We start from the raw sequence: 22,329 nt of genomic DNA on the forward strand, positions 1-22,329 counted from the left end.
GGGAGTACGCCATGCAAGTTCAGTTCTGTTCCATCGTTCCGCCCTACCTGTTGCGCCGGCTGGCCCAACAGGACGCACCGGGATTCTCTTCGGCGGCAAGCGCGGCCCGGAAGGCCCTTGGCCACATCGAATCATTCCAGGCAGCACGTGCACAGGCCGTCCCGGTCCTCCCGCCCGGGCTGCGCCAGGTCAAGCCGGGCCCGGTGGACCGCACCATCTACGATGCCGGCGGCGAAGAAACGCTCCCGGGCAGGCTGGTCCGGGAAGAAGGCGCGCGCGCCACCGGCGACGCCGCCACCGATGAAGCCTACGACGGCCTGGGTCACACGCACCGGCTGTATGCCGACGCCTTCGGCCGGGATTCGGTTGACGGACGCGGCATGAAGCTCGATGCCACGGTGCACTTCGGCAACCTGTACGACAACGCTTTCTGGAACGGCACCCAGATGGTGTTCGGTGACGGCGACGGCGACGTCTTTGACCGGTTCACCAAGTCCCTCAGCGTTATTGGACACGAACTGGCGCACGGGGTCACCCAGTACTCGGCCGGGCTTGCGTACCGGAACCAGGCGGGCGCCCTTAATGAGTCGATGTCAGATGTCTTCGGCGCCCTCGTTGAGCAGTACGTCAAGAACCAGTCCGCTGCCCAGGCCAGCTGGCTGATCGGTGAAGGCCTCTTTACATCCAAGGTCCAGGGGCAGGCCCTTCGGTCCATGAAGGCGCCCGGAACGGCGTACGACGACGACGTGCTGGGCAAGGACCCGCAACCCGACTCCATGGACTCGTATGTCCGGACCAGCGCAGACAACGGCGGTGTCCACATCAACTCCGGCATCCCCAACCGCGCGTTCTACCTGGTGGCGGACGCCCTCGGCGGCAACGCCTGGGAGGCGCCCGGCCGCATCTGGTACGAGACCCTTACCAGCGGTTCGATGCCGCCGGCCGCAACCTTCACCGTCTTTGCCCGCGCCACGGCACGGGCCGCCGCGGACCTGTTCGGTTCGGGGTCCAAAGAGCATGACGCCGTAACGGGGGCGTGGGAAACTGTGAAGGTCAAGGTTTAACCACCCCGGCTGACCGTCACTGGCCGCCGGGCCGCAGGGAAGCCCAGGGGCCAGGCCATGAAGATCAAGGTGGAACGGAGCGGCGGGATAGCTGCGGTTACGCGGGTGTGGACGGTCGATGCGCAATCGGACAGCGACCTCAGCCAATGGCAGCCCCTGGTCGAGGCCTGCCCGTGGGATTCGGTACCCAAGACGCCAAGGGCAGCTGCCGAGCAATTTGCGGAAGCCCAACCGGACAGGTTCATCTACTCGATCCGGGCAGGGCAACGCAGGGCAGCACTTCCCGAGCAGGCCGTCACCGGACCCTGGCGGATTCTTGTGGACAGCGCACGGGAAGCGGCCGAGGAACTCCGCGACCAGGAACGCCGCGACGAGCCCGCCCCGGGCTAGGGTGCAAAGGGTGCTACCCCGCCACAGCCAGTTGGCCGCGGAAAGCGCGGCGGTATGACTGCGGGCTGGTGTCCAGGACCTTGGCGAAGTGGTGCCGCAGCAGGACAGGGTGCCCGAAGCCGGACTCCCTGGCGATTTCTTCGATGTTCAGGTCCGTGGACTCAAGGAGTTCCTGGGCCCGGAGCACCCGCTGTGAATTGAGCCAGGCGGCAGGCGTCGCTCCGGTCTCGGACCGGAAGCGCCGGGCGAACGTCCTGGCCGACAGGTGCACGCGTGCCGCCAGTTCGCTTACCGTGTGCTCGCGGTCCAGGTTCTCCACCATCCAGCGCAGCAGCTCCTCCATGGGAGCTGAGCCGCAGGCCGGCATTGGCCGGTCAATGAACTGCGCCTGGCCGCCGTCGCGGTGCGGAGGAACCACCATGTCCCTGGCGATCGCGGCGGCCACCTTGGCCCCGAGTTCGACCCGCACAAGGTGGAGGCAGGCATCGATCCCGGCGGCGGTCCCTGCGGACGTAATGATGTTGCCGTCCTGCACGTAGAGTACGTTTTCGTCCACCTGCACGCCGGGATTTTCGGCAGCCAGTTGGCCGGAGTAGTGCCAGTGCGTGGTGCAGCGGCGCCCATCCAGCAATCCGGCGCGGGCCAAGGCAAAAGCGCCCGAGCAGATGGACATCACCCATGCCCCCCTTGCATCAGCAGCCCTCAGCGCCTCGACTACGGATTCATGCAACTCGTCGCCCCTCCCGTAGGGGGCCATGATGACCAGGTCCGCATCTTCGGTGGCTTCAAGTCCCAGGCCCACGTTGAGGGTCAGGCCTGACTTCAACCGGACGTCGCCAGGCTCCGGCGTGCAGACGCGGAAGTCGAAGGCCGGGACGCCGCTTCCCCGGCCGGATCTGTCGATGCCGAATACCTCGCAGGCAGTGCCGAACTCGAACATCGAGAAGTTGGGAACCACGATGACGGCCACTGATTTGAGCATGCTTCCATTGTGGCAGGAATTATGTCTTTTTGGGCATTTCTGCCACTTTTTCCCTGTTGCAGGATGGAGAAGCATGGAGGCATGGAAATCCTCATAACCCTCCTCATCCTCCTGATCCTCCTCGTGGCCGCAGCAACCATTTCAGCGCTTTTGCGTGATGGCCGGGGGCACACGCCTCCTGCTGAATCCCACGAAGCCTGGTCCGCCCTGGACCTCCCAAGCATCAACTACACGCTCCGCGTTTTCTAGGGCAGAACCAAAGGCGCCGGACACCTGCCGGCAGTACAAACGGGAAGCCGGGGCTCCCGCAGTAGACTGTCTGCAGCCATGACTTTTCATATCTCCTATCCCGCCGAGCTGCCGGTTTCCGAGCGCCGCGAGGACTTGATGGCCGCGATCGCGGCCAACCAGGTGACCATCATCGCCGGCGAGACCGGCTCCGGAAAGACCACCCAGATCCCCAAGATGTGCCTGGAACTTGGCCTGGGCGAGAAGGGACTGATCGGCCACACGCAGCCCCGGCGGCTGGCAGCCCGGACCGTGGCCGAGCGCATTGCGGAAGAGCTTGGCGTGGACATCGGCCAGGAGGTGGGCTTCCAGGTCCGTTTCACCGGTGAGGTAAGCAAGGCAACCAAGGTCAAGCTGATGACCGACGGCATCCTGCTTGCCGAGATCCAGCGGGACAGACTGCTGCGCAGGTACAGCACCATCATCATTGACGAGGCACACGAACGAAGCCTCAACATCGACTTCATCCTGGGCTACCTCAAGCGGATCCTGCCGCAGCGGCCGGACCTGAAGGTGATCATCACCTCAGCCACCATCGACCCGGAACGGTTCGCCCACCACTTCGGGACCCCGGTACAACCCGCTCCCATCGTCGAAGTCTCCGGCCGGACCTATCCGGTGGAAATCCGCTACCGGCCGCTGTCCCAGCCCAAGGCCGACGACGACGACCCCTCGGACGATGAACTCGAGGAGGACCGCGATCCCCTGGATGCCGTCTGCGATGCGGTGGACGAGCTCGCGGCGGAAGCGCCCGGTGACATCCTGGTCTTCTTCTCCGGCGAGCGGGAGATCCGCGACGCCGCGGACGCACTCCAGGCCCGGATCCAGTCCAACCGAAGGCTGTCCAACACCGAGATCCTTCCCCTGTTCGCGCGCCTGAGCCTGCAGGAGCAGCACAAGGTATTCCACCCCGGCAGCAAGCGCCGGATCGTGCTTGCCACCAACGTGGCGGAAACGTCACTCACGGTGCCGGGCATCAAGTACGTCATCGACACGGGCACGGCCCGCATCTCCCGGTATTCGCACCGCACCAAGGTCCAGCGCCTGCCCATCGAACGCGTCTCGCAGGCATCGGCCAACCAGCGCTCCGGCCGCTGCGGCCGGGTGTCTGACGGCATCGCCATCCGGCTCTACTCGGAGGAGGACTACGAGTCCCGGCCCCGGTTCACGGATCCGGAGATCCTGCGCACCAACCTCGCCGCCGTCATCCTCCAGATGACCGCCATGGGCGTGGCAAAGGGCCCCAAGGACGTTGAGGAGTTCCCCTTTGTCGAGCCGCCGGAAACGCGGGCCATCAACGACGGCGTTACCCTCCTTCGCGAGCTCGGCGCCCTGGCTCCCCCACGCCCGCAAGACAACGGCGGTAAGCCCGGGGCAGGCGGCGGCCTCACCGCCGTCGGACAGAAACTCGCCCAGCTGCCCGTCGATCCCCGCCTGGGCCGAATGATCGTGGAGGCCGGAAAACGCGGCTGCGTCCGCGAAGTCATGGTCCTGGCGGCCGCGCTGACCATTCAGGACCCCCGCGAACGGCCCACAGACAAGCAGCAGCTGGCCGCGGAAAAGCACAACCGCTTCCGGGACGAAAACTCGGACTTCACCGGCTACCTCAACCTCTGGAACTACCTGCAGGAGAAACAGCAGGAACTGTCCTCGTCGGCCTTCCGCCGGTTGTGCCGGGCCGAATTCATCAACTACCTGCGGGTTCGCGAGTGGCAGGACCTCTTCGCGCAGTTGCGCCAGCTTGCGCGGCCGCTGGGGATCGCCCTGGACAACAAGCGCCTGGCCGATCCCGTGGGCAACCATGACGGGATCCACATCAGCCTGCTGTCCGGGCTTCTGAGCCACATCGGAATCCTGGATGAGCGCAAGCGCGAGTATGCAGGTGCCCGCGGCAGCCGGTTCGCGATCTTCCCCGGATCCGCGCTGTTCAAGAAATCCCCCACGTTCGTCATGGCAGCGGAGCTGGTGGAAACCAGCCGCCTGTGGGCCAGGGTGGCGGCCAAATTCGATCCCCTGTGGGCCGAGCAGGTGGCACCGGACCTGGTGAAGCGCACCTACAGTGAACCGCACTGGTCCACGCGGCAGGGCGCGGTCATGGCCTACGAAAAAGTCACCCTTTATGGCGTTCCCATCATTGCCCAGCGGCGGATTAACTACGGCAGGGTGGATCCGGTCGTGGCCCGGGAGCTGTTCATCCGGCATGCCCTGGTGGAGGGTGACTGGAAGACCCACCACAAGTTCTTCCACCGCAACCGGGCGCTCCTGCATGAGGTGGAGGAACTCGAGGCACGCATGCGCCGCCGCGACCTGTTGGTGGATGACGAGACGCTGTTCGAGTTCTATGACGCCAGGATCGGCCCCGACGTGGTTTCCGAACGGCACTTCGATAAATGGTGGAAGGATGCCCGCCGGGAGAATCCGGACCTCCTGGACTACGACAAATCGCTGCTCCTCAGTGACGACGCCGATGACCTGGATGAATCGGCCTACCCCAAGACCTGGTTGCACAAGGGCTTCGAGCTTCCGCTGACGTACGAGTTCCACCCCGTGGCTCCTGGTTCACCGCCCAACCCGTCCGACGGCGTCACGGCCGAAGTTCCCGTCCTGTTCCTCAACCAGCTGGACGATGCCCCGTTCCGCTGGCTGATCCCCGGCCAGCGCGTGGAGCTGGTGACCGCGTTGATCAAGTCGCTGCCCAAGCAGGTCCGCAAGAACTTCGTTCCTGCCCCCGATGTTGCCCGGCAGGCGGTGGCGGTCCTCGAAGCGGACTTCGATCCTGCCCGGGATGAGCTGGAGCCGTCGCTGGAACTCGCGCTGCGGCGGATCCGCGGCGCCATCATCCCGCCCGGTTCCTGGAACTGGGACGCCGTGCCTGCGCACCTGCGCGTGAGTTTCAAGGTGGTGGACAGCGGCGGCAAGGTGCTGGGCGAAGGAAAGGACCTGGCCGAACTGCAGGAGAGGCTGGCTCCTGCCACCCGGCGCGCGATTGCAGACTCGCTCGGCGCCACACCGGCCTCCACTGCGCCCGGCGCCGGCGGCAAGGCCCAGCAGCGCAGGAACGGCAAGGCGTCCGACGCCGGAGCAGCCACACGCCCGCAGGCTGCCGGGGTGCCGGGAACCTCCGCCGCGGCCGGGTTCGTGGAGCAGGAAGGCCTGACGGAATGGAGTTTCGGCACCATCGAACGCCAGGTGAGCAGCATGGTCAAAGGCCACACCGTCACCGGGTACCCGGCCCTGGTGGACCAGGGAACCTCAGTGTCGCTGCGGGTCTTCCAGACGCAGGAGGAACAGCTCGACGCGATGCGCGGCGGCGTGATCCGCCTGCTTGCCCTGCGGGTTCCGGCGCCGGACCGCTACGTCCTGGAGCACCTGAGCAACACGGAAAAGCTGACCTTCAGCCAGAACCCGCACGGCTCGGTATCCGCCCTCATCGCGGACTGCGCGCTGGCGGCCATCGACAAGCTCACGCCCGCGGACCTTCCCTGGGACCGGAAGGCCTTTGACCAGCTGTATGAGCTGGTGCGTGCCGAACTGATCGACACCGTCTTCACGGTCACCGCCGTGGTGGAGCGCATCCTGGCCAGCACCCGCCGGATCGAGAAGCAGCTCAAGGGCACCACCAGCCTGGCCCTGATCAGCGCGCTCAACGACGTCAAGAGCCAACTGGAACAACTGGTGTATCCCGGTTTTGTGGCACGCACGGGCTACGCACAGCTCAGCCAGATGCCCCGGTACCTGGCGGCCATCGAGAAGCGGCTGGAGCGGCTGCCCGGCAACGTCCAGCGCGACGCCCTTAACATGGCTGTCGTCCAGCGGCTTGAGGACGACTACGACGATGCCGTCTCGGCGCTGCTGCCCGGACGGCGGGCAGGACGCGAGTTAACCCAGGTGCGCTGGATGATCGAGGAACTTCGGGTAAGCCTGTTCGCCGTCGAGCTCGGCACCGCGTATTCAGTGTCTGAGAAGCGGATCCGCGCCGTGCTCAACAAAGCACTGGCCCCCGCCTAGCGGCGGCCAGCCACCAAGGAGAGGAATCCAATGAAGCTCACGCTTGCCCAGGGCCCGGCAGGGACAGAGATTGCAGGGCTCGGCCACGCCCAGCCCGCGCGCATCATGGACAACCATGAGCTCGAGGGCATGATGGACACCAACGACGAGTGGATCCGCCAGCGCACCGGCATCGTCACAAGGCACATCGCCGGCGAGGGCGAGACAGTGGTGGACCTCGCGGTTCCGGCGGCACGGATGGCCCTGGCCGATTCGGGCGTCGCGGCCGCGGACGTCGACCTCGTGGTGGTGGCCACCACCACGGCCGCCGAACGTTCCCCCAACACCGCGGGCCGGGTGGCCGAGGCGCTGGGCCTGGGACGGGACGGCCGGGGACCGGCCATCCTGGACGTCAATACGGCCTGTTCGGGCTTTGAGTACGCCCTCGGCGTGGCCGACCAGGCCATCCGCAGCGGCAGCGCCTCCCACGCGATCGTCGTTGGCGCGGAAACCCTCTCAGCCGTGACCGACTGGACGGACCGCGCGACGGCGGTGCTCACCGCGGACGGCGCCGGCGCCGCCGTCGTGCGTCCGTCGGAGACGCCCCGCATTGGCCCGGTGGTGTGGGGGTCCGAGGGCGGCATGGCCGATGCTGTCCGGATCTCCCCGCCGTCGGGCAGGTTTTCGCAGAACGGCCGCGAGGTGCTGCGGTGGGCCCTGACCAAAGCGCCGGAGCGTGCCCGCGAGACGGTGGCCAGGGCGGGGCTGGCAATGGACGACATCCAGGTCCTTGCCGCGCACCAGGCCAACCTCCGCATCATCGAACCGCTGGCCGAGGCTCTGGGGCTGTCGGACCGGATTGTCATCACCGACGTCACCGAGTCCGGGAACACGTCCGCTGCCAGCGTGCCGCTGGGGCTGAGCAAATGGTGGCACTCCGGAAGGATCCCGGCGGACGTCCCCGCACTGCTTTTCGGCTTCGGCGGCGGCTTCACCTATGCGGGCATGGTGGCGATGACGCCGCGCCGGGACTGATCTCCCTGCCAGCCTTCCCCGCGTCCTACCTGCCGGGCACGAACTCCCCGTACCCGGCGGCCCGGAGGCCGTCGCGCAGTTTCTCCGCGTTGGCGTCCAGGACTGCGGGGTCCGGGTTCTGGTCCGCCGATCCGAAGTCGAAGTCGGCCATGCTTTGCGATGGCCACACGTGGACGTGCAGGTGGTTGATTTCGTAGCCCGCCACGATAAGGCCCGCCCGGCGTGCCCCGAAAATGTCCACCTGGACGGCACCGATGCGCCGTGCCACTTCCATGACCTTGGCCAGTGTTTCCGGCGACGCGTCCGTCCAGCGGTCCACTTCTTCGGTGGGAACCACCAGCGTGTGGCCGTCCGCGAGCGGGCCGGTGGTCAGGAACGCCGAAACGTCGTCCTCCCGCCACACAAACCGGCCGGGAATCTCACCCTTGATGATCTTCGTGAACAGTGTGCTCATGCGTCTGCCTCCTCAGCGGCTGCCTGCAGCGTGCCGGTATCCAGCACGAACCGGTACTTAACGTCTCCTGCGACCATCCGGTCGTAAGCTTCATTCAGCTGGGCGGCGGTCACCCTCTCAATGTCGGCCACCACGCCGTGTTCAGCGCAGAAATCCAGCATCTCCTGGGTCTCGGCAATCCCGCCGATCAAGGACCCTGCATAGGCGATCCGGCGCCGGATCAGAGCACCCGGGTTGACCGGCGGCATCGCCTCGGAGGGCAGTCCCAGCTGGAACAATGCCCCGTCCACGCGCAGGGTGCGGAAGAAGGGGTTCAGGTCGTGCGGGGCGGCAACGGTATCGATGATGAGGTCCACCGTGCGGTTCGCGGCCGCCATCGCCTCCCCGTCCCGGGACAGGACAACCTCGTCCGCGCCAAGCTCCAGCGCGGCCGCCACCTTGGACTCTGACGTGGTGAATACCACCACCTTCGCCCCCATCGCCTTTGCCAGCTTGACGGCCATGTGGCCGAGCCCGCCCAGCCCGACGACGCCCACCACGTCCCCTTCCCCGACGTCGAAGTGCCGCAACGGCGAGAACGTGGTGACGCCGGCGCACAGCAGGGGCGCGACGGCGGCCGGGTCCAGCGACGCCGGGACACGCAGGACGTACCGGCGGTCCACCACGATGGACGAGGAATACCCGCCCTGGGTGATTGCGTCACCGTTCCGCCGGTCCTTGGCACCGTAAGTGCCGGTCATCCCGTTTTCGCAGTACTGCTCAAGGCCGTCAAGGCAACTGTCGCACTCGCGGCAGGAGTCCACCATGCAGCCCACGCCCACCCGGTCGCCTATGGCGAAGTCGGTAACGTCCGCGCCGATCCTGCTGACGGTTCCCACGATTTCGTGGCCGGGAACCAGGGGGTACGCCTGGCCGCCCCATTCTCCGCGGGTTGCGTGCACGTCGGAGTGGCAGAGCCCGCAGAACTCGATGGCGATCTCCACGTCGTCCGGCTTGGGCGCGCGCCGGGCCACGGTCAGCGGCACCAGTCCGCTCTCCCGGGAGACCGCACCCCAGGCGCCGGCAAGCGACCCGGCTTCAGCGGCGGGGGCAGCATCAGATACGGGATCCAGAGGGTTGGAGGGGTCGTTGGGTTGGGCTGGATCTATGGGTTTTGCTAGGGGCGGTGGTACCGGGCGTCCTGGTGTCATAGTGCGACGCTACCCCCGCCGCCTGCGGAGTTTCCAGCCGGCCTTCCGCCCTCCCGGACCTCCGTTCCGCCGCCCCCGGGTTCCGGACCCACGGCCACCGGCAGCCCGGGCCGGTTGGACCACTCCGAAAAGGAGCCTGGGTACAGGGCTGCCGGAAACCCGGCGAGTTCCAGTGCAGCCACCTCGTGGGCGGCCGTGACGCCGGACCCGCAATAGACGGCCACCGGGAGGCCTGCCACCACGCCAAGGGATTCAAACCTCCGCCGCAGTTCTTCCCGCGGCAGGAACCGCCCGGCGTCGTCCACGTTCCCGGTGGTGGGGGCGCTCACCGCTCCCGGAATGTGTCCGGCACGGGGATCAACCGGTTCGACCTCGCCCCGGTACCTCTCCCCTGCCCTGGCATCGAACAGCAGCCCATCCCTCGGCCAGGCTGCGGCAGCACCGGCGTCGACCACTGGCATCTGCCCGCTGCCCAGCTCCACGTCGCCGCGCGCGGGATGGACCGGGCCCGGTTCGAGGGGCAGGCCGGCGGCACGCCAGGCGGCCAGGCCGCCGTCGAGCAGGTACACCTCATTGAGGCCGGCATCGCGGAGCATCCACCACACCCTTGCGGCCGCCATGTTCGCGCTGTCATCGTAGGCGACCACGACGTCGCCCTTCCTGATGCCCCAGCGCCGGGCCGACTCCTGGAACTGTCCGGAGGAGGGCAGGGGGTGCCGTCCCCGGTCCGGAACCGCCGGGTCGGACAGCTCGGAGGCCAGGTCCACGAAGACGGCACCCGGCAGGTGCCCTGCGAGATAGTGTTCGTGGCCGTGCGGATCGCCCAGGACCCAGCGCACGTCCAGCAGCACCGTCCGGCGCCCGGCGCCGAGCCTGGCCTGGAGGGCGGCAACGTCCAACAACGGTTTCATCGGTGCTCCTTCTGCAGCGTGCTGACGGCGGACGCGGGACATCCTGCCTGGACGGCCGCCGGTCCCACTCTAGACGGGGAGTTCCCGGCCCGCGGGTAGGCTGGACTGGTGACGATCGAGGGCAGCACCGGCAGGAACGATGGCGGAACGGACCGGGACTGGGCCGACCAGGCCATCCGCACCATCACCGCCGAAAACAACCGTTCCGCGGACACGCACCTGTACTCCGTGCCGCTGCCGGAACAGTGGGGCATCCGGCTGTACCTCAAGGACGAGTCCACGCACCGCTCCGGCAGCCTGAAGCACCGGCTGGCCAGGTCCCTGTTCCTGTTCGGGCTGGTCAACGGCTGGATCCGGGCGGACACCACCATCGTGGAGGCCTCAAGCGGCAGCACCGCGGTCTCGGAGGCCTACTTCGCCCAGTTGCTGGGTTTGCCCTTTGTCGCCGTGATGGCCCGCACCACCAGCCCGGAAAAGATCGCGCTGATCGAAAAGTTCGGCGGCTCCTGCCTGCTGGTGGAGAACGCCACGGATGTGTATTCGACAGCCGAAGAAGTAGCCGCCACCTGCAACGGGCATTACATGGACCAGTTCACGTTCGCGGAGCGGGCCACCGACTGGCGCGGGAACAACAACATCGCCGAATCGATCTTCGGGCAGCTCAGCCTGGAGCCGCATCCGGTGCCGGAGTGGATCGTGGTTGGCGCCGGTACGGGCGGAACCAGCGCCACGATCGGCCGGTATCTGCGCTACCACAGCCATCCCACACGGTTGCTGGTGGTGGACCCGGAGAACTCGGCCTTCTATCCAGGCTGGCTGGGGGAAACAGCCGGACGGCCCACCGGCCTGCCCTCGCGCATCGAAGGCATTGGCCGGGCCCGGATGGAGCCGAGCTTCATCCCTACGGTGATCGACCGGATGGTCCAGGTGCCGGATGCCGCCTCGGTGGCAGCAATGCGGCACCTGAACTCATTCGCCGGCCTGCATGCAGGTCCCTCCACCGGAACCAACCTGTGGGGAGTCTGGCAGACGGTGGCCCAGATGCTGTCCGAGGGCCGCAAGGGCAGCATCGTGTCGTTGATGTGCGACGGCGGCGAACGGTATGCGGGCAACTACTGGAACCAGGACTGGCTGGCTTCCCAGGGGCTGGATCCGGCGCCCCACGAGGCCGTGATTTCGCGCTTCCTGGACACCGGGGAGTGGACCGGCGCGCCGGCCTAAACCTCCACGGACTCGCGGGCGGCCAGGTGCCTGTATTCGGTGCCGTACTTGGCGCCGATCCGCTTGACATGGCCTTCAACGATGCCCAGGCCGTTGTCGTTGAGCAGGCCGTCATGGATCTGGAAGGCGCGCGGCGCCCGCACACCGATGACGAAGTCCACAACCTCGGCGGACTTGCTCCACGGCGCGTGCAGCGGGACCAGGAGCGTCTGGACCTGGATTCCGTCCGGGATGATGAACGAGTCCCCCGGGTGGTACACGTTTCCGTCTACCAGGAAACCGATGTTGGCAACCACCGGGATCTGCGGGTGGATCAGGGCGTGCTGGCCGCCGAAGCTGCGGATGTCGAAGCCGGCGGCCTGGAAGGATTGGCCGGGTTCCACCGTATGGATGCGGTCTGCCGCGGCGGCGGCTTCCCGGCGCAGTTGCCCGGCCACGCCCCCGGGGGCATACAGCGCCAGGCCCGGATCTCCTTCGAGTGCGGCCACCACGGCCTTGCTGTCAAGATGGTCTGCGTGTTCGTGGGTCACCAGGACTGCTTGCGCCCCTGACAGCGCCTCGGCTGATTCGGAGAAGGTGCCGGGGTCCAGTACCAGGATGCGGCCTTCCTTCTCGAGCCGGATACAGGCGTGGGTGTACTTGGTCAGCTTCATAGCGCCAGCCTAGGGTCCGCCCCGGAAGCCTGTCCACGGACCCTGTCCTGCACTCCGGCCCATGAAGCTCCGGCTGGTAATCTTGGTGTTTGCCCCCCCACGGAAGCGAGTTCGTCCATGCCGATCGGCGTCAAGGCTGATTCCGCCGCCCCATCCCCGGCAGGAGGCGGCAGGGAACAGCGCGTTACCAAGCAGCGCAAGGCCGTCAGTGCGGCCCTGGACCACCTGGACGACTTCGTCAGCACGCAGGAGCTGTACCGCATCCTGCAGAACCAGGGCGTGTCCGTGTCATTGGCCACTGCCTACCGGATCCTGCAGTCACTCGCCGATGAGGGACTGGTGGATGTGCTGCGCAATGGCGACGGCGAGGCCGTGTACCGGCGCTGTGCGGTGACCGCGCATCACCACCACCTGCTGTGCAGGAACTGCGGAAAGGCGGTGGAGGTGGAGGCACCCGCCGTCGAAACGTGGGCGGTGCGCACGGCCGCCGAGCATGGGTTCACCGAGGTGGACCATACCGTGGAGATTTTCGGCCTGTGCCCTGACTGCACCGCCCTTAAGGCTGCCGGGAAGCTGTAAGGACCCGCCCGTTGATGCCGCGCGCGGCGCGCACGGAGCTGATGGCGCGGCAGGCCACGTAGATCAGGAACGACAACGTGGTGACGTAGGGGCTGATGGGGATCCGTCCGCCCAGTGCCAGCAGGATTCCGCCCACCGTTGCGGTGACAGCAAAAACGACGCTCAGGACCACCGCCGCAACCGGCGACGACGTGACCCGCAGGGCCGCGGCCGCCGGCGTAATCAGCAGCGCAAGCACCAGCAGGGCGCCGACCACCTGGATGGACAAGGCCACACTGACGCCCAGGAGGACCATGAAGACGAGGGCCAGCGTGCGGACCGGGACTCCCCGCGCCTCGGCGAGTTCGGGATCCACGCTGGCGAAGGTGAGCGGCCGCCAGATGGACACCAGCACCAGCATCACCACGACAGCGGTCCCGGCGAGGGCCTGGAGCTGGACGGTGTCCACGGAAACGATTTGCCCGGTGAGGAGCCCGAACTTGTTTGCGGCCCGGCCCTGGTACAGGGACAGGAACAGGATTCCGAGTCCCAGGCCGAACGGCATGATCACGCCGATGGTTGAGTTCTTGTCCCTGGCCCGGACACCCATCAGGCCCAGCAGCAGCGCTGCCGCCACCGATCCTATGAGCGAGCCAAAAACCACGTCCGCACCGACCAGCAGGGCGAAGGCGGCGCCGGCGAAGGAAAGTTCGGAGATGCCGTGGACCGCGAAAGCGAGGTCCCGCTTCATGACGAACGTGCCCACCAGGCCGCCAAGGAGCCCCAGGATGGCGCCCGCCCAGATTGAGTTCTGGACCAGGACCAGCAGTTCGCCGTAGTTGTCGAAGTTGAAGATGGCACCGAGGATGCTGTCGGCGTCCATTACGCTGCCTCCCCTGCCAGGGCGTCAGCCTCGGCGTGGTGGTGGGTGGTGGCATCGGGCAGGCCAACGACGACGATCCGGCCGTTGGCGTGGATCACCTCCACCTGGGTGCCGTAGAGGTCGGAGAGCACTTCCGTGGTCATGACCTCTTCCGGCGTCCCCACCCGGAACCGTCCCCCTGCCAGGTACAGGACCCGGTCCACGTAGTCGATGATGGGGTTGATTTCGTGGGTAACGAAGACAACGGCGCTGTTGTGTTCGCGGCTTTGTTTGTTGATCAGGGCGCTGACTGCCTGCTGGTGGTGCAGGTCAAGGGACAACAGCGGCTCATCGCAGAGCAGGACCTGCGGATCAGTTGCCAGTGCCTGCGCCACGCGGAGCCGCTGTTGCTCCCCGCCGGAGAGCTGGCCAACGGGGACCTTGGCGTAGTCGGAGGCGCCCACCAGTTCCAGGAGCTGGTCCACCCTGCGGTTTGTCTTGCCGGCCGACAACCGGATGCCCCACCGGTGCCCGTCGACTCCCAGGGCCACCAGATCGCGGGCACGCAGGGGCGTGTCCTGCGGAAACGACTTCTGTTGTGGAATGTAGCCGATCAGGTTGCTGCCGCGTTCCACGGGCCGCCCGCCCAGTAACGCTTGTCCGGAGTGCAGCTTCTGCAGGCCCAGGAGGACCTTCAGGAAACTGGTTTTGCCGCTGCCGTTGGGACCCAGCACGGCGAAGAACTCCCCGGGCCTGATGTCCAGGTCCAGATCCTCCCAAAGCGTGCGCTGACCGAACCTGAGGCACGCCCCGCTGAGGCTGACGACGGATTTCACCTGTTTGACTCCAGAATTTTGCTGACGTTGTTCACATTGTCCGTCATCCACTGCACGTAGGTCTTTCCCTCAGGCAGGGTTTCGGTGAAGTCCACCACCGGAACCCCTGCGGCTTCAGCAGCCTTCTTCAGCGCTTCCGTCTGCGGGCCCTCGGTCTGCGCGTTGTAGGCCAGCAGCCGCACTGTCCCGGACGCCACCAGGTCTGTGGCCTCCTTCATGGCGGCGGGCGGGACGTCAGTGCCCTCCTCGATCGCGGCAGTGTAGGCCTCAGGTGTGGCGTTCTTCAGGCCCGCATCTTCGAGCAGGTAGAGGGGAACGGGTTCGGTGACCGCAACCTGTCCTCCGGCCGCCGCGCCTTTCCGGGCCTCCAGCTTGCCGTGCAGGTCTGAGAGGGAGGCCTTGAAGGCGCCTGCGTTGGCTGTGAACGTGGCGGCAGAACCGGGATCCAGCGTGCCGAGCTTCTCCGCAACGCTGTCGGCCATCCGCTCCATGGCCGGCAGGCTGTACCAGACGTGTTCGTTGAAGTTGCCGTGATCGTGCCCGCCAGGGCCTTCGGCGGCCGGCCCGGTCGAGGCGGAAGCCTCCTCCTCCGGGTGGGCAAGGCCGGAGACTTCGACGGCGGTCAGCACCGAACCGCCGTCGAGCTTGCTGCTCTCCACCAGGGTATGAAGGAAGTCGTCGTAGCCGCCGCCGTTTTCGATGACCAGCTGCGCCTTCGAAACAGTGAGGCGGTCCTGGGCGGTCGCTTCATAGGAATGCGGATCCTGGCCGGCGTTGTTGATGATCGCGGTCACGCTGACCTTATCCCCACCGATGCTCCTGGCAATGTCGCCGTACACATTCGTCGAGGCCACGACGTTGATCCCCTGCGTGGAAGCGGGCGTCCCGGACTGCTGCGGGCTGCACGCACTGAGCAGAAGGCCAAGGCCCGTCAGGGCGGCAAGGAAAGAGCTGGCAGCGGCGGTACGGCGCACGGAAAACCTCAGTTCACGCAGATGGGGAGGACGACAGTGCAAGCCTATACCTAAATGCGAATGATTCCTATTTAGGTCAATTTCCGTTCGGCTGGCCCAACCGGCGGATTCCGGTGGCCTGCGTCGCGTCCCGGATTTCACCGACGAGCTGTTCGATGACGTCCTCAAGGAAGAGCACACCCCGCGTCTTGCCGTCCGGGCCGATCACGCGTGCAAGGTGGGATCCCGTGCGCTGCATGACGGACATGGCTTTTTCGATCTCGTCCCCCAGCGCCAGGTTGGCCAGCGAGCGGATGCGGCTCTCGGCAATCGGCAGTTCGTAGGCGGACTCCGGAATGGACAGCACATCCTTCACGTGGAGGTAGCCGTAGAGCATGTCGTCGTCATCAAGCATGGGAAACCGGGAGAATCCCGTACGGCTGACGGCCTTTTCAAACTCCACCGGAGTGGTGGAAGCCCCCAGCATGACCAGCTTCCCGAGCGGCACCATGATGTCCTCCGCCGTGTGCTCCGAGAACTCCAGGGCACCGGTAATGAGCCCGGCGTCGTCGTCCACCAGGCCGTGGCGGGTGGACTCCTGGACGATCGACTGCACCTCCTCCAGCGTGAAGGAGGACGTCACCTCATCCTTGGGCTCGATCCGCATCAGCTTAAGGATGTAGTTGGCGGACCAGTTGAGGACTGAAATCACCGGATGGACCAGCCGCGAGATGAACAGCAGCGGCGGGGCCAGGAGCAGCGCGGCCTTGTCCGCCACGGACACCGAGATGTTCTTGGGCACCATCTCGCCGAATGTGACGTGGAGGAAGGTCACCAGCATCAGGGCCACGGCGAAGGCCGCGACGTCCGCAGCTTCCGCCGGCAGGCCCACCGTCTCGATGGGGACGGCAAGCAGGTGGTGGATTGCCGGCTCGGCCACCAGCAGGATCAGCAGGGAGCAGACGGTGATGCCAAGCTGCGCGCAGGCCAGCATCAAGGACACGTTCTCCATGGCGCGCAGGGTTGTCTGGGCGCGCTTGGATCCGGTGTCGGCCAAAGGCTCAATCTGGCTGCGGCGCGCTGACATGATGGCGAACTCAGCCGCCACGAAAAAGGCATTGCCCAGCAGGAGCAAGCCCAGCCAGAGGATGCCCGCCCAGTCGCTCATGGCTTGCTCCTGTCATTGGGGTCCTGTGCAGCCGGTTGATCCGCCGGATGGAAGCAGATGCGGTCGATTCTCCGGCCGTCCATCCTGGTAACGCTGAGCGTTCCGCCGCCCACCGGGACGGAGTCCCCCACCACGGCGATCCGGCCGAGTTTGCTCATGACGTAGCCGCCCACGGTCTCGTAGGCCGCTTCGTCCGGAACACTCAGCCCCGGGATCTGTTCGGACAACTCGTCCGGACGGAGGAGCCCGGGAAAGTACCAGTCGCCGGAGGCGCTTTGCAGTAGCCCCGGACGGACCTTGTCGTGCTCGTCCGCCACCTCGCCCACGATTTCCTCCACCAGGTCCTCAAGGGTGGCGATGCCTGCCGTACCCCCGTATTCATCAAGCACGACGGCCAGCTGGAGGTTTCCCTCGCGGAGCTCGGCCAGGAGTGCATCAAGGTGGATGGTCTCGGGCACCCGCAGTACCTCGGTCATGATGGCGCCCGCTTCAAGGTTGCGGCGCCGGTCCCACGGAACGGCGACGGCCTTCTTGACGTGCACCAGTCCGCGGATGTCGTCGGCGGACTCGCCAATAACCGGGAACCGGGAGTACCCGGTCCTGCGTGCCGCCTCCACCACGTCGGAAACCGGCTGGTCGGCGTCGATTGTCTCGAGCCGGATGCGCGGCGTCATGACGTCCGCGGCCGTCCGCGTTGAGAAATTCAGGGTGCGGGCGATGAAGTTGGCAGTCCCGGCGTCGAGCGTTCCCATCGCAGCCGACCTGCGGACCAGCGAGGCAAGCTCCGCCGGAGTCCGCGCGCCGGAAATTTCTTCCTTGGCTTCCAGCCCGAAAACGTTCAGGACCTTGTTGGAAAAGCCGTTCAGGACAAGGATGGCCGGTTTGAAGATCGCCGTGAAGATCAGCTGCGGCCGGGCCAGCGCCCGGCCCACGGGGAACGACAGCGCGATCGCCATGTTCTTGGGCACCAGCTCACCCAGGAGCATGGACAGCAGCGTAGCCAGCACCATGGCGAGGATGAGGGAGATGGACTGCACGGCCACGGCGGGAAGTCCGACGGCGGCCAGCGGCGCCTCGAGGAGGTGGCCAACCGAGGGTTCCATGACGTAGCCGGTGAGCAGCGTGGTCAGGGTGATGCCGAGTTGGCAGCTGGACAGCTGTGTTGACAGCGATTTGAGGCAGGTGAGCAACGGCACAGCGCCGCTGTCCCCGTCGTCAATGGCACGCTGGACGGTGGATTGGTCCAAAGCGATGAGGGAAAACTCGACGGCCACAAAGAATCCGGTGCCGGCGATCAGCAGCAGGCCTGCTGCCAGGAGGAGCCACTCCATTCAGCATCCCGCCTGGAGCGGCAGGACCGCCGGGAGCGCAGCCCACCGGACAAGGGAGGAGCTGCTTCGGCCCGGCGGAGGATGGTCGGCGGATCCCGAGGACTGGTCCGCACGGGATGCGGCAAGCTGGGCCGCTGGCTGGTGATGGGCGCGTTGTCGGGGCTTGCCGGCTCTGGGGGCGGACTGTGCGGCGCTCCTCGTGGAGCTCCGCTGACAGTGCCCAGGCCGGCACCTAGATTTACTGTCCATAAGAATTTCAGTCTACAGGAGCGGCCCCGGCCGGATGCGCGGCAGTCCGCCGCCGGGGCGGCCCGGCCTGCGGCCGCCCCAGCACTTTGCGGGGCTTCCCGGCGACCCTTGGCGCTCCAGGAGCCGGGCGTATCAGATGGCAATTCAGATGCAATTTTGGGCTCACATTCAGCCCCATGTTCGTCACTTCATGATTTGGGTCACCCTTATTGGCAGTTAACACAAGATGCTCACTAGACTTGCTAAGGGTCTGGGTTCAGAGGACGCAGAGACTGGTTCGATCGCAGTGCTGAAGCACCGGGGGGCCAAAGAGAAATCAAACTCATGGAAGAGGCGTATTTCAAGTGCCAGAGCAGCCAAGCCACCGTCTACCAGAGGAATTTGGCGGGAACGAGTGGCTCGTTGACGAACTGTACGAGCAGTACCAACAGGACAAGAACGCCGTGGACGCCAAGTGGTGGCCGCTGTTTGAATCTTTCGACTCGGGTAACGGTTCTTCCAACAATGGAAATTCCGCGCACGCTGCCAATCCTCCTACGCGCGAGCTGCCCGTGGTGAAGACGGCACCCGCTGCTTCGGCACCGTCGCCGGCCGCAGCCCCTGCCACTCCCCCGGCGGCACCCGCCGCCGCCCCGGCCGCCGCTCCTGCAGCAGCCCCTGCGCCGGTCAAGAAGGCCCCCGCCACGGAGGCACGCGACGGCGGCAAGAAGACCGAAGCAGGCACCGGCTCGCAGCCCATTCCGGCGCAGCTGCCCAAGAACGTCAAGGCCCCCACCGCGCCGGAGGAGGACGTCGTCTCCGTCCTCCGCGGACCTGCCAAGGCCATCGCCACCAACATGGTCACCAGCCTTGAGGTGCCCACGGCCACCAGCGTCCGGGCGATTCCGGCCAAGCTGCTCATCGACAACCGCGTGGTCATCAACTCCAACCTGGCCCGCGCCCGCGGCGGCAAGGTCTCCTTCACGCACCTCATTGGCTACGCAGTCATCCGGGCCCTTTCCCAGTTCCCGTCGATGAACGTGTACTACGACGAGGTGGACGGCAAGCCCGTTGCGGTCCAGCCGGCCCACGTCAACTTCGGCATCGCCATCGACATGCCCAAGCCCGACGGCACCCGCCTGCTCATGGTCCCGAACATCAAGAAGGCCGAGACCCTCAACTTCGCCGAGTTCTGGCACACGTACGAGGACCTCATCAAGCGCGCCCGCAACGGCAAGCTCACCGCCGAGGACCACCAGGGCACCACTGTCTCCCTGACCAACCCCGGCGGCATCGGCACCGTGCACTCAGTGCCGCGCCTTTCCAAGGGCCAGGCGGCCATCATCGGCGTCGGCGCCCTTGACTACCCGGCCGAATTCCAGGGTGCCAGCGAAAAGATCATCGCCCACAATGCCATCAGCAAGGTCCTCACCCTGACCTCGACGTATGACCACCGCGTCATCCAGGGCGCCGGCAGCGGCGAGTTCCTCAAGCTGGTGCACCAGCTGCTGCTGGGCGCACAGAACTTCTACGACGAGATCTTCGAAGCCCTCCGCATCCCCTACGAGCCTGTCCGCTGGAGTGCGGACCTGCAGGTGGATCCGGCTGACGAGATCAACAAGGTTGCCAGGATCCAGCAGCTGATCCACTCCTTCCGCGTACGCGGCCACCTCATGGCGGATACCGATCCGCTGGAGTACGTGCAGCGCAAGCACCCGGACCTCGACGTCCTCACCTACGGCCTGACCCTCTGGGACCTGGACCGCGAATGGCCCACGGGCGGCTTCGGCGGCAAGCCGATGCTGAAGTTCCGCGACATCCTCGGAGTCCTGCGGGATGCCTACTGCCGCACCACCGGCATCGAATACATGCACATCCAGGAGCCTGCCGAGCGCAAGTGGTTCCAGGACCAGCTGGAACACCCCTACTCCAAGCCCAGCCGGGAAGAGCAGCTGCGGATCGTCTCCAAGCTGAACGCGGCCGAGGCCTTCGAAACCTTCCTGCAGACCAAGTTCGTGGGGCAGAAGCGCTTCTCGCTGGAAGGCGGCGAGTCCCTGATTCCGTTGCTGGACGCAATTATGTCCGATGCAGCCGATGACGGCCTGGACGAGGTTGCCATCGGCATGGCCCACCGCGGCCGCCTCAACGTCCTGACGAACATCGCCGGCAAGACCTACGCACAGGTGTTCCGCGAATTCGAAGGCACGCAGGATCCGCGCTCCGTCCAGGGCTCCGGCGACGTCAAGTACCATCTGGGCACCGAAGGTACCTTCACCTCGGACACCGGCAAGGAGACCAAGGTCTACCTCGCCGCCAACCCGTCCCACCTGGAAGCCGTGGACTCCGTCCTCGAGGGCATTGTCAGGGCCAAGCAGGACCGCCTTGACCAGGGCGAGTCGTTCCCCGTCCTGCCCATCATGGTCCACGGCGACGCTGCCTTCGCCGGCCAGGGCGTGGTTGCGGAAACGCTCAACCTGTCCCAGCTGCGCGGTTACCGCACCGGTGGAACCATCCACATCGTGGTCAACAACCAGGTCGGCTTCACCACCGCCCCGTCGTCGTCGCGCTCATCCACGTACTCCACGGACGTTGCCAAGATGATCCAGGCACCGGTCTTCCACGTGAACGGCGACGACCCCGAGGCTGTGGTCCGTATCGGCCAGCTCGCCTACGAATTCCGCCAGCGCTTCCACAAGGACGTCGTCATCGACATGGTGTGCTACCGCCGCCGGGGCCACAACGAGGGTGACGACCCCTCGATGACCCAGCCGCTGATGTACAACCTGATCGAGGCCAAGCGCTCCGTCCGCAAGCTGTACACGGAGTCGCTCATCGGCCGCGGGGACATTACCGAGGAAGAAGCCGAGCAGCTGCTCCGCGACTACCAGGAACGGCTGGAGCGGGTCTTCGCCGAGACCCACGCCGCCCAGACCTCCCCCATCCCGATCGTGACCGCGGATTCCGCTGCCGTGTCCGACATCGAGCGGCCCATGGCCCAGCAGTCCGATTCCAGCGTCAGCGCACCGGCCTCCACGGCCATCAGCGCCGACACCCTGGCCCGGATCGGCAAGGCACACGTCGAGATCCCCGATGGCTTTACGGTCCACCCCAAGTTGAAGCAGCTGCTGGAAAAGCGCGAGCAGATGTCCCGCGAAGGCGGCATCGACTGGGGCTTCGGCGAGATCGCAGCCTTCGGCTCCCTGATCATGGAAGGCGTCCCCGTACGCCTTGCCGGCCAGGACTCCCGCCGCGGCACCTTCGTACAGCGCCACGCCGTCTTCCACGACCGTGCCAACGGCAAGGAATGGCTGCCGCTGGGCAACCTTTCCGACGACCAGGCCAAGCTGTGGATCTACGATTCGCTGCTGTCCGAATACGCGGCCATGGGCTTCGAGTACGGCTACTCCGTGGAACGCCCGGACGCCCTGGTCCTCTGGGAGGCCCAGTTCGGCGACTTCGTCAACGGTGCGCAGACCATCATCGACGAATTCATCTCCTCCGCAGAGCAGAAGTGGGGCCAGCGGTCCTCGCTGGTCCTGATGCTCCCGCACGGCTACGAAGGCCAAGGCCCGGACCACTCCTCGGCGAGGATCGAGCGCTTCCTGCAGCTCTGCGCGGAAGACAACATGATCGTGGCCAACCCCACCACGGCGGCCTCGCACTTCCACCTGCTGCGGCGCCAGGCGTACAACCGGCCGCGCAAGCCGTTGATCATCTTCACGCCCAAGCAGCTGCTGCGACTGAAGGCGGCCGCCTCGTCCGTGGAGGACTTCACCAGCGGCACCTTCCGTCCTGTCATTGGTGAGCATGAGCAGCTGCCGGCCACCGCCGTCGAACGCGTGCTTCTGGTCTCCGGCCGCCTGTACTACGATCTCCTGTCCACCCGGCAGAAGACCGGCGACAAGACCACCGCCATCATCCGCGTGGAGCAGCTCTACCCGCTGCCGCACCAGGAGATCGCGGCGGAGCTCGCCAAGTACCCCAACGCCGAAGTGGTCTGGGCACAGGATGAGCCTGCCAACCAGGGCCCCTGGCCATTCATCGGCCTGCACCTGCCCGAGGCCCTTGACCGGCGGGTCCGCCTTGTGTCCCGGCCGGCATCCGCCTCCACGGCAGCCGGCTCCATGAAGCGGCACGCTGCGGAACAGGATGTCCTCCTGAAGCAGGCATTTGCACGGAAGTAAGCAGTAAGGCTGCCCGGCCGGAGTCGAAATACCA

At 66.3% G+C, this 22,329-nt stretch carries 18 protein-coding genes; 8 read left to right on the top strand and 10 right to left on the bottom strand.

What is annotated here, in order from left to right; genetic code table 11:
• Nucleotides 1-11 precede the first annotated feature (11 nt).
• Nucleotides 12-1,064, top strand: coding sequence for a M4 family metallopeptidase (locus LDO86_RS12525; protein WP_018768425.1), 1,053 nt, complete (start codon nt 12-14; stop codon nt 1,062-1,064).
• A gap of 57 nt (nt 1,065-1,121) precedes the next feature.
• Entirely contained in the window at nt 1,122-1,454 is a 333-nt protein-coding gene (locus tag LDO86_RS12530; RefSeq protein WP_018768426.1) for a protealysin inhibitor emfourin, read from the top strand.
• 13 nt (nt 1,455-1,467) lie between these two features.
• On the opposite strand, the gene LDO86_RS12535 is transcribed toward LDO86_RS12530, so the two are convergent.
• Entirely contained in the window at nt 1,468-2,436 is a 969-nt protein-coding gene (locus LDO86_RS12535) for a helix-turn-helix domain-containing protein (RefSeq protein ID WP_018768427.1), read from the bottom strand.
• An 81-nt stretch (nt 2,437-2,517) separates the two neighbouring features.
• Between LDO86_RS12535 and LDO86_RS12540 the strand changes: the two genes are divergently transcribed.
• From LDO86_RS12540 to LDO86_RS12550, 3 genes are all read left to right on the top strand, one after another.
• Nucleotides 2,518-2,685 carry a hypothetical protein gene (locus tag LDO86_RS12540; protein ID WP_018768428.1) on the top strand — a complete coding sequence of 56 codons (168 nt, stop codon included), beginning with the start codon at nt 2,518-2,520 and terminating at the stop codon, nt 2,683-2,685.
• A gap of 78 nt (nt 2,686-2,763) precedes the next feature.
• Complete coding sequence (hrpA, locus tag LDO86_RS12545; RefSeq protein ID WP_018768429.1) at nt 2,764-6,732, top strand: ATP-dependent RNA helicase HrpA; 3,969 nt, start codon at nt 2,764-2,766, stop codon at nt 6,730-6,732.
• A 30-nt stretch (nt 6,733-6,762) separates the two neighbouring features.
• On the top strand, nt 6,763-7,746 hold the full coding sequence (locus LDO86_RS12550; RefSeq protein ID WP_018768430.1) for a beta-ketoacyl-ACP synthase III: 984 nt from the start codon (nt 6,763-6,765) through the stop codon (nt 7,744-7,746).
• Between the two features lie 25 nt (nt 7,747-7,771).
• Here the strand turns inward: LDO86_RS12550 and LDO86_RS12555 are convergent, their stop codons facing one another.
• Genes LDO86_RS12555 through LDO86_RS12565 form a run of 3 tightly spaced genes read right to left on the bottom strand, consistent with a single transcriptional unit; the run spans nt 7,772 to nt 10,301 of the window.
• Nucleotides 7,772-8,200 (bottom strand): HIT family protein, encoded by a 429-nt coding sequence (locus LDO86_RS12555; RefSeq protein ID WP_018768431.1) that lies wholly within the window; start codon nt 8,198-8,200, stop codon nt 7,772-7,774.
• On the bottom strand, nt 8,197-9,390 hold the full coding sequence (locus LDO86_RS12560; protein WP_026265644.1) for an NAD(P)-dependent alcohol dehydrogenase: 1,194 nt from the start codon (nt 9,388-9,390) through the stop codon (nt 8,197-8,199). Before LDO86_RS12560 ends, LDO86_RS12555 begins: the two co-directional genes overlap by 4 nt.
• Nucleotides 9,387-10,301, bottom strand: a complete 915-nt coding sequence (locus LDO86_RS12565) for a sulfurtransferase (RefSeq protein WP_018768433.1) — start codon at nt 10,299-10,301, stop codon at nt 9,387-9,389. The genes LDO86_RS12560 and LDO86_RS12565 overlap by 4 nt, the downstream gene beginning before the upstream one ends.
• A 108-nt stretch (nt 10,302-10,409) precedes the next feature.
• Here LDO86_RS12565 and LDO86_RS12570 point away from each other — a divergent pair, with 108 nt between their 5' ends.
• Entirely contained in the window at nt 10,410-11,522 is a 1,113-nt protein-coding gene (locus tag LDO86_RS12570; RefSeq protein WP_018768434.1) for a PLP-dependent cysteine synthase family protein, read from the top strand.
• Here the strand turns inward: LDO86_RS12570 and LDO86_RS12575 are convergent.
• Nucleotides 11,519-12,175, bottom strand: coding sequence for an MBL fold metallo-hydrolase (locus LDO86_RS12575; protein WP_018768435.1), 657 nt, complete (start codon nt 12,173-12,175; stop codon nt 11,519-11,521). The two genes, LDO86_RS12570 and LDO86_RS12575, sit on opposite strands and share 4 nt — an antisense overlap.
• Before the next feature lie 117 nt (nt 12,176-12,292).
• Between LDO86_RS12575 and LDO86_RS12580 the strand changes: the two genes are divergently transcribed.
• Nucleotides 12,293-12,754: a Fur family transcriptional regulator gene (locus LDO86_RS12580; protein WP_018768436.1), complete on the top strand. Its 462-nt coding sequence runs from the start codon at nt 12,293-12,295 to the stop codon at nt 12,752-12,754.
• On the opposite strand, the gene LDO86_RS12585 is transcribed toward LDO86_RS12580, so the two are convergent.
• From LDO86_RS12585 to LDO86_RS12605, 5 genes are all read right to left on the bottom strand, one after another.
• A complete protein-coding gene (locus LDO86_RS12585) occupies nt 12,732-13,616 on the bottom strand; it encodes a metal ABC transporter permease (protein WP_018768437.1) in 885 nt (294 codons plus the stop codon). The two genes, LDO86_RS12580 and LDO86_RS12585, sit on opposite strands and share 23 nt — an antisense overlap.
• A complete protein-coding gene (locus LDO86_RS12590; protein WP_018768438.1) occupies nt 13,616-14,431 on the bottom strand; it encodes a metal ABC transporter ATP-binding protein in 816 nt (271 codons plus the stop codon). Before LDO86_RS12590 ends, LDO86_RS12585 begins: the two co-directional genes overlap by 1 nt.
• Nucleotides 14,428-15,405 (bottom strand): zinc ABC transporter substrate-binding protein, encoded by a 978-nt coding sequence (locus tag LDO86_RS12595; protein WP_018768439.1) that lies wholly within the window; start codon nt 15,403-15,405, stop codon nt 14,428-14,430. The genes LDO86_RS12590 and LDO86_RS12595 overlap by 4 nt, the downstream gene beginning before the upstream one ends.
• Before the next feature lie 76 nt (nt 15,406-15,481).
• Nucleotides 15,482-16,552, bottom strand: a complete 1,071-nt coding sequence (locus tag LDO86_RS12600; RefSeq protein WP_018768440.1) for a hemolysin family protein — start codon at nt 16,550-16,552, stop codon at nt 15,482-15,484.
• A complete protein-coding gene (locus LDO86_RS12605) occupies nt 16,549-17,883 on the bottom strand; it encodes a hemolysin family protein (RefSeq protein WP_018768441.1) in 1,335 nt (444 codons plus the stop codon). Before LDO86_RS12605 ends, LDO86_RS12600 begins: the two co-directional genes overlap by 4 nt.
• A gap of 593 nt (nt 17,884-18,476) precedes the next feature.
• On the opposite strand from LDO86_RS12605, the gene LDO86_RS12610 reads away from it, so the two are divergent.
• Nucleotides 18,477-22,295 (top strand): multifunctional oxoglutarate decarboxylase/oxoglutarate dehydrogenase thiamine pyrophosphate-binding subunit/dihydrolipoyllysine-residue succinyltransferase subunit, encoded by a 3,819-nt coding sequence (locus LDO86_RS12610; RefSeq protein WP_026265645.1) that lies wholly within the window; start codon nt 18,477-18,479, stop codon nt 22,293-22,295.
• Nucleotides 22,296-22,329 lie beyond the last annotated feature (34 nt).

Origin of the sequence: Arthrobacter sp. StoSoilB19 (assembly GCF_019977275.1) — a bacterium.
Lineage (GTDB): Bacteria > Actinomycetota > Actinomycetes > Actinomycetales > Micrococcaceae > Arthrobacter.